This is a genomic window from Fodinibacter luteus, from assembly GCF_039541575.1.
In the GTDB taxonomy this organism is placed as follows: Bacteria; Actinomycetota; Actinomycetes; order Actinomycetales; family Dermatophilaceae; genus Fodinibacter; species Fodinibacter luteus.
On the sequence record NZ_BAABGM010000013.1, the window covers coordinates 222,693 to 234,980 of the forward strand.

The 12,288-nt window shown below is 70.4% G+C and carries 10 protein-coding genes; 5 read left to right on the plus strand and 5 right to left on the minus strand.

Translation table 11 applies throughout. The features are described from left to right. The first annotated feature begins 4 nt into the window (after positions 1 to 4). From ABD899_RS10745 to ABD899_RS10755, 3 genes are all read left to right on the plus strand, one after another. Positions 5 to 1,267 carry a DUF58 domain-containing protein gene (locus tag ABD899_RS10745; protein WP_345205624.1) on the plus strand — a complete coding sequence of 421 codons (1,263 nt, stop codon included), beginning with the start codon at positions 5 to 7 and terminating at the stop codon, positions 1,265 to 1,267. Continuing rightward, the gene (locus ABD899_RS10750) at positions 1,264 to 3,570 is read left to right on the plus strand and encodes a transglutaminase TgpA family protein (RefSeq protein ID WP_345205626.1); all 2,307 of its coding nucleotides are present in this window, start codon (positions 1,264 to 1,266) and stop codon (positions 3,568 to 3,570) included. Before ABD899_RS10745 ends, ABD899_RS10750 begins: the two co-directional genes overlap by 4 nt. Positions 3,571 to 4,130: 560 nt before the next feature. Next, positions 4,131 to 5,771: a M20/M25/M40 family metallo-hydrolase gene (locus ABD899_RS10755; protein WP_345205628.1), complete on the plus strand. Its 1,641-nt coding sequence runs from the start codon at positions 4,131 to 4,133 to the stop codon at positions 5,769 to 5,771. A 63-nt stretch (positions 5,772 to 5,834) separates the two neighbouring features. Here ABD899_RS10755 and ABD899_RS10760 read toward each other — a convergent pair whose 3' ends face one another. Both ABD899_RS10760 and ABD899_RS10765 read right to left on the minus strand, forming a co-directional pair. Further along, complete coding sequence (locus tag ABD899_RS10760) at positions 5,835 to 6,227, minus strand: VOC family protein (protein WP_345205631.1); 393 nt, start codon at positions 6,225 to 6,227, stop codon at positions 5,835 to 5,837. Between the two features lie 183 nt (positions 6,228 to 6,410). Further along, positions 6,411 to 6,833, minus strand: a complete 423-nt coding sequence (locus ABD899_RS10765; RefSeq protein WP_345205634.1) for a hypothetical protein — start codon at positions 6,831 to 6,833, stop codon at positions 6,411 to 6,413. Positions 6,834 to 7,502: 669 nt separating this feature from the next. Here ABD899_RS10765 and ABD899_RS10770 point away from each other — a divergent pair. Beyond that, positions 7,503 to 7,754 (plus strand): hypothetical protein, encoded by a 252-nt coding sequence (locus ABD899_RS10770; RefSeq protein WP_345205636.1) that lies wholly within the window; start codon positions 7,503 to 7,505, stop codon positions 7,752 to 7,754. Between the two features lie 790 nt (positions 7,755 to 8,544). Here the strand turns inward: ABD899_RS10770 and ABD899_RS18930 are convergent. After that, on the minus strand, positions 8,545 to 8,820 hold the full coding sequence (locus ABD899_RS18930) for a helix-turn-helix domain-containing protein (protein ID WP_425474959.1): 276 nt from the start codon (positions 8,818 to 8,820) through the stop codon (positions 8,545 to 8,547). Positions 8,821 to 8,966: 146 nt separating this feature from the next. Between ABD899_RS18930 and ABD899_RS10775 the strand changes: the two genes are divergently transcribed. Continuing rightward, the gene (locus tag ABD899_RS10775) at positions 8,967 to 10,130 is read left to right on the plus strand and encodes a hypothetical protein (RefSeq protein WP_345205639.1); all 1,164 of its coding nucleotides are present in this window, start codon (positions 8,967 to 8,969) and stop codon (positions 10,128 to 10,130) included. Between the two features lie 346 nt (positions 10,131 to 10,476). On the opposite strand, the gene ABD899_RS10780 is transcribed toward ABD899_RS10775, so the two are convergent. Both ABD899_RS10780 and ABD899_RS10785 read right to left on the minus strand, forming a co-directional pair. After that, positions 10,477 to 11,367, minus strand: coding sequence for a hypothetical protein (locus tag ABD899_RS10780; RefSeq protein ID WP_345205641.1), 891 nt, complete (start codon positions 11,365 to 11,367; stop codon positions 10,477 to 10,479). Further along, entirely contained in the window at positions 11,364 to 11,921 is a 558-nt protein-coding gene (locus tag ABD899_RS10785; RefSeq protein ID WP_345205643.1) for a SigE family RNA polymerase sigma factor, read from the minus strand. The genes ABD899_RS10780 and ABD899_RS10785 overlap by 4 nt, the downstream gene beginning before the upstream one ends. Between the last annotated feature and the right edge of the window lie 367 nt (positions 11,922 to 12,288).

The window sequence follows — 12,288 nt, forward strand, 5'->3', positions numbered from 1 at the left end:
GCCCGTGCGAGCCCTCCGACGGTCCCTCACCACCCGCGGCGCCTCCTTCGTGGGGTGCGGCCTCGTGCTCGTCGCGGCCGGCATCCTCCTCGGCCAGCACGACGTGACCCGGGTCGGCGTGCTCCTGCTCGCGCTCGTCGCGATGGCCCTCCCCCTCGTCCGCCGCCACGGGCTGCGGCTCGACGTCGTGCGCACGGCGGTGCCGGCCAGGGTCGCGATCGACGAGCGTGCCGTCGTCACCGTCCGGATCCGCAACGCCGAGTCGAGCGCCTCGCCCGTCGTCATGGCCGAGGAGTCCATCGACTACGCACTCGGCGACCGGCCCCGCTTCGTGCTCCCGTCGCTGCGTCCCGGCGAGTCTCAGGAGGTGCAGTACTCGGTCCGCTCGCACACCCGGGGCGTGCACCGCATCGGGCCGCTCAGCGTGCGGGTGCGCGACCCGTTCGGCCTCACCCTGCGCAGCGCCGCCGTGAGCGGCGACGCGGAGCTCGTCGTCCTCCCCCGGGTCCTGCCCCTGCCGACCGGCCGCTCGCTGGGCAGCGGGATCGGCTCCGAGGGGTCGGTGCCGCACATGGTCGCCCTCCACGGCGAGGACGACCAGACGGTGCGCGAGTACCGCGACGGCGACGACCTGCGCCGCATCCACTGGCCCGCGACGGCGCGCACCGGTGAGCTCATGGTGCGCCAGGAGGACCGACCGTCGAAGCGCAGGGCGGTCGTCATCCTCGACTCGCGGGCCGTCGGCCACGGGGGGTCGGGCCGCAGCAGCTCGCTCGAGTGGTGCGTGACGACGGCCGCGTCGGTCACCGCGCACGTCGTCGACGCCGGGTACGCCGTCCACCTCCTCACCGCCGACACCGGCACCGACACCGGCGCGCACCACGACGAGAGCCTCGAGGAGGGGCTGGAGACCCTGGCCCGGGTCGGCCTCCAGCACGACGAGAGCCTGCGTGCCGTCCTGCACGCGGCGAACGCGCTGACCGCCCAGGGCGGCCTCGTCGTCTACGTCGGCGGCCCCCTCGCCGACGACGACGTGCGAACGCTCGCGGCGCTGCGCCAGCCGGGTTCCGCCGGGGCGGCGATGGTCGTCGACCCGGACGCGTTCTCGGGCCGCGCCCGGGCGGGCCGGTCCCCCGCCGCAGCACCGGCCGCCACCGTGGCGTCGCTGCAGTCCTCCGGGTGGATGACGACGGTCGTCGACGCGCGGACCGCCCCGCCGCTCGCGTGGTCGGCGGTCGTCGGCGGCCAGGTCGTGGGAGCGCGGTGAACCGGGTCCGGCCCGTCGAGGCCCTGCTGGCGGCGCTCGCGACGCTCGCCGTCACCCTGCCGGTCACCACCTTGTTCACGCCGAGCACGTGGTTCCGGCCGAGCGCCGTCCTCGTGCTCGTCGTGGCCCTCGCGGGGATGGGCCTGCGCCGCGTGACGTCCTCACGCCCTCTCGTCGTCGTCGGCCAGGTGGCCCTCCTCGTCCAGGCCACCGCCCTGCTCCACGGGCGGGGCCACCTGTGGGCCGACCTCGTGCCCACTCCCGAGACGGGCCGGGCGTTCGGGATCCTGCTCACCCAGGCCCAGGAGACGGTGACGAACTCGTCGGCCCCCGCGCCGTCCGACCGGGGCACGATCTTCGCGATCAGCCTGCTCGTCGGCCTCACGGCCGTGGCGGTCGACGCGATCGGGGTGACGTACCGCAGCCCCGCGCTGGCCGGCATCCCACTGCTGTCCGCCTACCTCGGGTCGGCGACGAACACGGGTGACGGCCTGAGTGCCTGGTACGCCGTTCCCGCGGCGCTCGCGTGGCTGGCCCTCGTCGGGCGCCAGGGCGTGCTGTCGCTGCGCTCCTGGGGCACCTCGGCGCCGCGGTCGTCCGGTGCGATGGCCGACCCGACGACGGCCTTCGCGACGACCGGTCGGGTGCTCGGGGCGACGGCGGTGGCAGCGGCCGTGCTCGTGCCGGCCGTCGTGCCGCACCTCCCGACGACGTTCATCGCCGACGGCCTCGGACAGAGGGAGGACGCCCGCGGTGGCGGCGGGTCGAGCGTGCGGCTGTCCTCGAGCATCGACATCGCGCAGGACCTCGGCAGCCGGTCCGACGACCCGGTGCTGCGGTACCGCACGACGTCCGACGACCTCCAGCCGCTGCGGGTCGGCATCCTCGACACCTACCGCCGCGGGAAGTGGCAGGCCACCCCGGACTTCACGTTCGTGCCCGTCGACGGCCAGATCCCGGGTCCCGAAGCGGGGTCCGAGGTGTCGCGGCGGGTCGAGCGGATCGCCGTGACGGACAACGCGATGCGCGTGCCGCAGGTGGCCCTCCCGCCCGGTACCATCGGCACCCCCTTCCCCGCAGGCACCTGGAACGTCACCGTCGGCGGCCTCGTGCAGGTGAGCCAGCCGTTCCGCTCCTACACGGCCGAGTTCGTCGAGCTCGACCCGGAGGCCGGGCAGTTCGCCGCCGACGGCGAGGCCCCGCCGGTCGACGACTCGACGCTCGAGGTCGACCGGCGCTCCGAGGCGCAGGTGCGGGCGCTGCTCGCCGAGCTGACCGACGAGGGCGACTCGGCCCTCGAGGTGGCCCGGGCGGTCCAGACCTACCTGCGCGGACCGCAGTTCACCTACTCCCTCGACGTCGCCGAGGAGGAGGCGGACGGGAACCTCCCGGTCGACCCGCTCTCCCTCTTCCTGGAGACCAAGCGGGGCTACTGCGTGCAGTTCAGCTCGGCGATGATCATGCTCTCGCGGGCCGCCGGCATCCCGGCCCGGATGGCCGTCGGGTTCCTGCCGGGCGTCGCCGACGGCGACGAGCAGGTCGTGCGCGTCAGTGACGCCCACGCCTGGCCCGAGCTGTTCTTCCCGCAGCTCGGGTGGGTGCGCTTCGAGCCGACGCCGGGGTCCCGCAGCACCACCGCGCCGGACTACAGCCTGGCCCCCACCGACCCGGCGGCCTCGGAGAGCCCGGTGCCGAGCGCCACCACGCCGTCGTCGACGGCCGCACCGTCGACTCGCCCCGACGGCGACGTGACCGCCGAGGACCTGACGACGTCCGGGAGCGGGGCAGCCGGGTCGGTCGGACGCTTCGTGTCCGACCACGCGACGACCGTCGTCGTCATCCTCCTCGCGGCCCTGGCCGTCGCGGTCGTGCCGTTCGGCGCGTGGCTCGCCCGGCGCCGCGCGCAGCGTCGCGCGCGCGACGACGCCGAGCGCGTCGAGGCGGAGTGGCAGTCCCTCCTCCTGCGTCTGCAGGACATCGGGTTCGTGCCGCCCGACGGCGCGACCCCGCGGCAGGCGTCGCGGCAGATCGGCCGGGCGGCCTACCTCACGAGCGAGGAGAGCGACGCGCTGGGCCGAGTCGTCGCCACCCTCGAGCAGGCGCGCTACGCGCGACCCGGATCCGACCTCGACGACGTCACCGGCGACGCCCGCACCGTCTGGCGGGGCGCCCTGTCCCGGCGCCGCCGGCTCGACCGGGTGCGCGCCGTCCTGCTTCCCGAGGAGGGCCGGAGGCTCTGGCGCGATGCCCTGCGCGCGCTCGTCTTCTGGCGTCGCCGCGACGACGCCCTGCCGCCCGACTGACCCGTCCGTCTCCCCAGCTCCGGACCTGTTCGCCCGCACCCGGGCTCGGAACGTTGCCCGGACCATCAGCAGGACGTTCCCGACGCCGGACCGAAGACGCTCGACGTCGTCCTGCGCCGATGCCGCGCTCCCGGGTGGGAGCGCGGCATCGTCGTCCGGTGGTCGCCCGAGTGGAGCGACGTCGGGTTCAGTCCAGGTAGTCGCGCACGGCGGCCCCGGTGCCAGCCACGAAGGCGGCCAGCTCGTCCTCGCCGGTGAACACCGGGACGTCCCAAGGCGGGCCGCGTGCCTGACCGCTCACTGCGAGGATCCGGCCACACCGCGGACGAGCACGTCGTGGAGAACTCGGGCATGCCCGCCGGCGCCGACCATGGCCCACGTCGCGTCCGCCCGGGGCCCGGATGACATGGAGTCACCGCAGCGGTCGTGCGTCAACCTGTGCGGAGCCACAGAATTCAGCCGACTCTTACGGCGTTACAACGTGGTCGATGTCACAGGATGTGCGGATACGCCCGTCCACCGTCCGGTGGCGGATGTGGCGATGAACCAAGGAGGCAACGATGCCGAGAACGTCGAGGGCTGCGCTGGCGGCCGCCGCAGTGACGAGTGTGGTGCTGGCGGGGGTCGCCACCGCGAACGCGGCAGTCCCTGCCGACACCAGCGAGCTGCGTGAGGCCGTGGCGGCCGGGGCGATCATGGACCACCTGGCCGAGCTGCAGAAGATCGCGGACAACAACGGCGGGACGCGCGCCAGCGGGACCCCGGGGTACGACGCCTCGGTGGACTATCTCAGGGCCCTGCTGGAGGCCGCCGGCTACGACGTGACCGTGCAGAACTTCACGTTCAACTCCTTCGAGGAGCTCTCCGACCCCGTGTTCGAGCGGGTCTCCCCCGACCCGGTCACCTACACGGCCAACGAGGACTTCTTCACCGCTGAGTACTCCGGCAGCGGTGACGTCCAGGCGCCGGTGCAGGCGGTCGACCTGGTACTGCCGCCCGGCGCAGACGCCAACACGTCGACCAGCGGGTGCGAGGCGGAGGACTTCATCGACTTCGTCGACGGCAACATCGCCCTCGTGCAGCGCGGCTCGTGCGACTTCGCCGTCAAGGCGGCGAACGCCTACGACGCCGGTGCGGTCGGCGTCATCATCTTCAACGAGGGCCAGGATGGCCGCACGGAGCCGTTGTCCGCGACGCTCGGTGACGCCTTCTCCGACCCCATCCCGGTCGTCGGCACCTCCTTCGAGATCGGCAACGAGCTCGCGTCGCTGGTCGAGCAGGGCGAGGTCATCGTCCACATCAAGACCGACACCCTGATCCAGCTCGACGTCCCGACGCAGAACCTCATCGCCGAGACGCCGACCGGTCGCGACGACCGCGTCATCATGGCGGGTGCCCACCTCGACTCGGTGAGCGCCGGACCCGGCATCAACGACAACGGAAGCGGATCGGCGGCGCTGCTCGAGATCGCCCTCCAGATCGCGGAGCTCGACATCGAGCCGCGCAACACCATCCGCTTCGCGTGGTGGGGTGCCGAGGAGGCCGGACTCATCGGCTCGCAGTACTACGTCGACAGCCTCAGCAAGTCGGACGCCAAGGACATCGAGCTCTACCTCAACTTCGACATGATCGGCTCCCCCAACTACGTGCGCTTCGTCTACGACGGCGACGGCTCGGCGTTCGGGATCAAGGGCCCAACGGGCAGCGGGTCGATCGAGGGCGTCTTCGAGGACTACTTCGCGTCGGTGGGCCTGGAGTCGGAGCCGACGGAGTTCAGCGGACGTTCCGACTACGACGCCTTCATCACGGCGGGCATCCCGGCTGGCGGGCTGTTCACCGGGGCCGAGGGCGCCAAGACCGACGAGCAGGCGGCGATCTACGGCGGCCTCGCGACCTACGAGGGTGAGCCCGTGTCGTACGACCCGTGCTACCACGAGGCGTGCGACAGCCTCGACCCCATCGGTGACGGCGCCGACGCGGGCCTGTACGAGGCCCTGAACGACGCCTACGACGGTGCGCTCGAGTACAACGGCACCATCAGCAACGTCAACACGCAGGCCCTCGAGGAGATGTCCGACGCGGCGGCCCACGCGATCCTGCTCTACGCGATGTCGACGAGCTCGGTCAGCGGCACGGGCAAGGCGTCCGACCGGGCGGCGATGGCGGCCGGAGACCGGATCGGCGCCCACTTCCGGCGCTGACGGCACCGCCCCTGGTCCCACCCCGGTCTCGTCCCGACGAGACCGGGGTGGGGACCTCTCGGGTCAGACGCAGAACTCGTTGCCCTCGAGGTCGCGCTTGACGCACCAGTGCACCCCGAGGCCGGCGTGTTCGCCCACCTGAGACGCACCGAGCGCCACGAGCCGAGCCACCTCGGCGGCAACCCGTTCGCGCTGGACGTCGAGCGGCACGGACGGCCCTCCACCGGCGAGCAGGCCGATGTGCACCCGGTTCTGGACGGTCTTGGGCTCAGGCACCCTCTGGACGAAGATGCAGGGCTGTCCCTCGGCCTCGATGGCCGAGGCGTCGTTCCACCGCTCCTCGGGCACGCCGTTCGCGGCGAGGAACGCCGGCCACTCGGCGAAGTCGCGCAGTAGGAACGGCTGAGCGCTGTGCTTCCGTGCGTGGCGAACGCGCAGGTCAAGAGCGCTGTGCAATGAAACATCCTTGACTGGCACGCCTCTGGGAGGTGCTGGATCGGGCTCGTGCGGGCCCAGGCCGCTTGACACGGATGCCCCCTCCGCAGTCCTGACTGCGGAGGGGGCACCGTCCGAACGGTCTGAGGAGGACCGGGACGATACTCATCACAACAACCTCCCGGTCACCCGTCCGCGCTCGGGTCAGAACTCGACGCCGCACCCGCCATAGGCGCCGAAGATGGCCTCCCCGTACGCCGGGAAGATGTGGTCGATGCCCTTGCCGTTGGAGAGGATCTCCTGGTTCGTGACACCCCCGGCGATGAGGCCGTCCTTGCCGCCCACGACCTTGACCGTGAAGGATGCCTGACCACCGGCCCCCTCGTACGCGTCGAGGATGCACTCACCGGTCTCTGCGTCGTACAACCCTTCCTCGACCTCCTCGGCGATGATGTCGGCCACCACGAGGGTGAACCATGTGTTGGACTGTGTTCCAGCCTTGAGGTTGCCCTGTTCGGACCGGCTGGCGTTGTAGCACTCGTGGGCGGCTGCGGTGGTCGCCGTGGCAAGACCGAGAGCGGCTGCGACGGCGATGGACTGGCCGAGGCGCGAGGCGAAACGATGCATGGTGCTATTCCCCTTCCGGAGCACCACCGTGGCGACGGAGCGTCGCCTCCTCCCGGCAGGACTCCTGGCAGGGCAGTATTCCCGAGACGGCGGACCGAGTCCGGAGAAACCACGAAATCCGAGCCACCGTCCGGCGTCCGGAGCACCTCCCGCTTGGCCCGGCTGCAGATCACCCGCCGCCGTGGAATTTGTTGCTGTACCTCTTGCCGTCCACGTGCAGCGGTCGACCCGGCTGGTCGTGCTCGTGGACAACGGGCGTAACGTGCCCTCCCTCTTCTGCTGAGCGACTCAGTCGGGTCGGCGGACACGCCGCAGGACATGAGGCTTCTAGCGCTACTGAGCCCAGCCATGACCGATGGCTGTGGTCGCCCTGCCGCCGCGGAGCAGAGACGGGAGCGGAGCAGGGACGGATGCCCGCGCAGCGGCGCCGGGTCAGCACCGGGCTGTGACTTCCTTGCTGCTTGGGCCCTTCGCTGCGAGCGCCGGGCCGGCCCTTGCGGCTCCACCCGAGCGGGAGACCATCACGCTCGTCTGCGACAACGGCGAGTCATTCGATGTTCTGGTCAGCGGCGCAGGCTCCTTCACACCGGGTCGGATCGTCGGTGACCACGGCGTGTTGGTTCCAATCGAGTTCGGTGATTTCATGTTCCCCGCTTGCCCGACGGATCAGTGATCGAGCAGTCGCTGGAAGACGCGGACCTCAAGGGCGGCGGCAACGTGGCGAACCACAATCCGAGGGAGACCCTCGCGTGCACGTTCGCCGATACGTTCACCCTTCCGGAGTACGACCCAGAGTTCGACCGACCGGCAGGCACCGTTGTGACCGGCGGCTCAGTCACCGGGTACCTGCGAGAGCGGACCGTAGAAGACATCTGGACCAAGAGCGCAGTGCGACTCGCTGAGAGTGTCGTGACAATCTGAATAAGGCCGCTGACCTGAACAGATGCCGCGTAACGACGAGGCGCGTCAGTCTAGGTAGTCGCGCAGTAGGAACGGCTGAGCGCTGTGCATCTGTGCGTCGTGAACGTGCAGGTCAGGAGCGCTGCAGTGAAATGTCCTGGACTGAGATGAGTCGGGCGCCGTCATGGGCGACCCTGCATGACGTGCCTTCGCCGGAGCTCCTTGAGGGTCACGAGATCACCCACATGTTGGTCCTGTGCTCGCCAGAACGACCAGCCGTCTGTTGCCAAGGTGGTCTGCGAAACGTCGGGCCCGCGGGAGGCGATCCTCACCGCCTGCCCGGCGGCGGACAGGGACGTGTATGAGCGGCCGTTGATGGTGATCTGCCCTGTGCTGTCAGGGTCGCCGGCCAATCGGTGCCGTCGTAATGGGCGTGGATTCCACAGGGTAGAAGGCGCCCTGACTCAAGGAGCTCCGGTACGCCGACCGCACCTTCGGCCGCGGTCCCCTTGGGCCTGGCCGCTGACCTTCGTTGACCAGTCGCAGTTGCGCTTCTGTCCGGCGCGGTTTACATACTGCCGTCGGCGGCTCCAACGCCAGCCCCGAGGTAGGCCCGCCGCTGTTGGGCGTGCTATCCCCGGCTGCGGCCAGTCGAAGCTCGCGCACGCGCAACAAGGACGACTGGACGTCTTCGGATGGGAGGCGGCGTTGTGGGGCACGCCGGGTGACCAGGGCGACCAGTTCGTCCGGCGGCTCGCCTCCGTTGAAGAGACCGTGCAGGACCTCGTTGACTTGGCGGTCGATGAAGTAGCTACGCCACAGTTCTCGGATGCGGTTCTCCCGCATGTTCTCCGTGCTCAAGAGCGACGGCGTCTCGAGGACCTCCGGGCCTCGCTGTCGACTTTCTGTGGACGATCGTGTACACCGTGGCACGGTGCGCGTAGCCGAGCTCGTCCGCGATCGCGTCATAGGTCCAACCCTCGCTGCGCAGCTCAACGGCCCGGGTCCGGCGGGAAGCGGCGAGCGCCTTGTTCTGGTGTCTGCCGCTGCAGTGCCTGGAGCGCAGCCGACAAATCAGGGGTGAGATTGCCTGAGCACCTCACTCCCTCCGGCGTGACCAGGCCCGTCCCAACGAAGGTCGCAGCCGGGGTAAACCAAAGGGCACTCTCAATGCGTCCTTCAGGTAGAGGGCCTGGCACCGGTGGTGTGGCCCAGGAGCCATCAGGAGGCTCGATGCTGGAGCAGCCGGTCGCGACTGGCCGCGTGAGGCGCCGGGCGGCGACGATCGCCGGCCTGACCGCCGCGGCCGTCCTCGCCCTGGCCGGGCTCTCGTTCGCCTGGGCCGGCCACAACGACCAGGCCCTGGAGCCGGTGCCGGCCAACCCAAGCACCAGCGCGTCAATCGGCTCGGGCATCGCGTCGCCCATGCAGCGGTGGGTCGACGCCCTCCCGGCCGGCGCGCCTCCGGCGACGCCGTACTGGCACGACGGGACCCTGTACGTCAACGGTGAACGCATCCCGGCCCCGTACGGCAGGGTGGACATCGAGGCCGCGGGTGACACCGTCCTGGTGGGGGGCTACCAGGGAGATACCAAGGACGTTGGGCCGTTGATGTGGGGGCTCGTTCGAGGCGACCGGCTCGAACCGCTGCCCGTGCCGGCGGGCACGTACGACGTGTGGCTGAGCGTCGACGGCCGGATCGCGTACTGGATGGCTCGCCAGGACAACGGCACCACGCGGTTCTTCACCTGGGACACCGAGACCAACACCGCCCTGGCCTCAAGAACCGTGCCGGGTAACAATGCCGAGCTGAGGGGGGTCGACGCCGCCGGAAACGCCTACTGGCAGCCCGACTACATCACCAGCGACCTGTACAGCCGGTGGGATGTCCGCGCCGACACGATTACGGCGACCGACCTGACCTACGAGCCGTGGGACCCGCCCGAGTGGGTCGACGGGTTCGTCCCGTGGATGCCCTCGGAGGACCCGTACCGCTCTCCTGACGGGACCAAGAGGGCCTTCACCGGTTCCGCCCCGTCGGACTCGCCGTCTGACTGCTGCATCAACCAACTGCGGGTGCGCCCGGTCGCGCCCGACGACCAGCTCGACCCCAAGGACGTCAGCACACTGTCCCTTTCCGATGCGGTCCCCTACCCGCTGTTCGACTTGAACGAGCCGGAGCACTGGGTGTGGTGGGAGTCCAACGAGTCCGTGCTGATAGCCGTCGACGGCGACCTCCGCAGCTACCTCGTGCGCTGCCCCGCCACTGGCGGAACCTGCCAGCGCGTCCTGGACCTCGGCCCCTGGACTGATGCGAACCACCAGCAGGACTCGCAGCACGACCCCTACTGGCTCAGTGGCGGCTGGGCGTTCGGCCGCGCCCCTGTATCGAGGTAGAGCGGCCCGCACGTCCACCGACGGTGCGGCTTGGCGTTGGGCCGCGCCCCGGTCAGCCGGCGTGTGCCGTGAGCACAATTTTCTCGGCGCCAACCTAGGAGCGCGCCCATTCCTCCGTGGATGCCAGCCATGCCCACCCTTGAGGGCCTGTTGGTATCCGAGCCGGTGAAGGCCACGCTGAAGGGGCCGATGGAGACTGCCTGCACGTCGTAGTCACGCAGCTGCGAGGCCAGATCTCTGCGGTCATCGGCCGATGAGAGGGGACTTCTCGAGCCTCCGGGGTTGATGACAACGAAGCGGTCGCCAGGTATGTGGAGTTCCGAGCCCATGCGGCGAACAGCTTGGTCTACTGCCGGATCCCGAACGTGAGCGACTCGCGGACCTTGTCGAGCTCCTGGATGATCGCGTCCCCCGGGCTCCCTTCCTGACGTGCCTCGATGACAACGGGTTTGCCTTCGAGTGTCAGGACCCAGAACTCGATGAGGACCTGCCGGCCGGGGTAGATGTTGGATTCGAAACTGGGGTCGGTTTCGTAGCCCTCGCCGTAGCCCTCGCTCCCGTAGATGTGCGCGAGGTTGTACCGCGCACCGGCAACCGCCGAGCAGCTGACCCGGTTCGCCCGCACCTTGAGGTTGCTGGTGTCACGGCCGAAGGCCGGGAGCGCGCGCGGCCCCTCCACCACCGCGAACTGCGGAAGGGTGGTGAGGAGACGCACCACGTCGTCCACCGTGGCGTCCGGCGCGACCTTCCTGGTGGCTCCGTCCTCCTGACACGGCTCCGTGCCTGCGAACTCGTGCGGCTGGTAGACGCTCAGGACCACGGCACCGGCGGGGTCCTCCCGGGTGATCCGGTGATGGTCTCCAACGGCTTCCCAGCCGCCCGCCAGGACGGTCATCCGTGCGCGGAGCCGGCGTCCGGAGTCGTCCAGCCCCAGGGGGATGCTGTAGCTCCTCGGCTTGAGGCACCGGCCCGCGGCGCAGTCCGAGTCGGGCAGGGTGAAGATGATGGTGCTCCTCGGGGTCACCGCTGGCTGGGGCGCGGTCGTGTCACGGCCCATGGCAACCAGCGGGATGCCGGCCAGGCCCACCGCGATGATGGCGGCGGCCACGGCAAGGGCGACGGTCATCCGCCGCTTCGCGTGGGCCTGCGAACGGACGGCGTCGAGGTCGACCACAGGTGGTTCGACGTGCTCGGCGACGTGGAGGGCCGCGTCGGTCAGTCTCTGCTCGAGGTTCATGGCGTGACCCCTTGGGCCGGTCCTGGGGGTCTGGCGGGCAGGTCGGAGGGTTCGGCGGGCGGGTCGGAGGGTTCGGCGAGCAGCCGGGCCAGCCGGCGGGCGGCTGCGTGGCCGTGGCTCTTGACGGTGCCTGGCGCCATGTCCAGGGTCACGGCGATCTCGGCTTCGCTCAGGTCCTCGTAGTACTTCAGCACGGTCACCGCTCGCTGCCTCGGGGGGAGACTCAGGACGGCGGCCCAGACGCGCTCGTGTTCTGCGATGTCGTCGACGTGGCCGTCCCAGGACCGGTCGTCGCGCACGAGTACGGGGGACTCGTGTGCGGAGCGGCGGCGCCACCACGAGGTGGACTGGTTGACCAGCACCTTGCGGGCGTAGGCGACGGGGCGGTCCATCGCCTCGATCCGAGTCCAGTGCTGGTAGACCCGCACCAACGTGGTCTGCAGCAGGTCCTCGGCTCGCTGGGAGTCACCGGTCATCAGGTAGGCGGTGCGGAACAGGGTCGCGGTGTTGGCGGCGACGAAGGCCGTGAAGCGGTCGTCGTCGCTCTGCCGCACTCTCGCCTCCTTGAAGAAGGGTCGACCGGGTGGTCGCCTCACTTACTCAACGCCGCGAGGGTGGCCCGGGGTTCAGTCGCCTACGTATCGGCTTCGCGTCATCGAAGTCAGGATGCACCCTGGCGCGGCCCAAGGCCATGTCTGGACCGGGCGCAACCACGCTCGATGGCAGACACCATGTCCACGACTGGTCACTGCGGGGCCACTGTGCTGCGGTCTCGCAGGCGGCCCCTTGCCGGTTGGTGATCACGTCGGGAGCGTACGAGCGGTAGCGGGGCAAGGACCTCCGACCCGGGTCGTTACCCTGCCCGAGCACGCCCAGGGCATAGGCGGCGAGGTGGGGGACCTACTCGCGGTTGAGTCACCC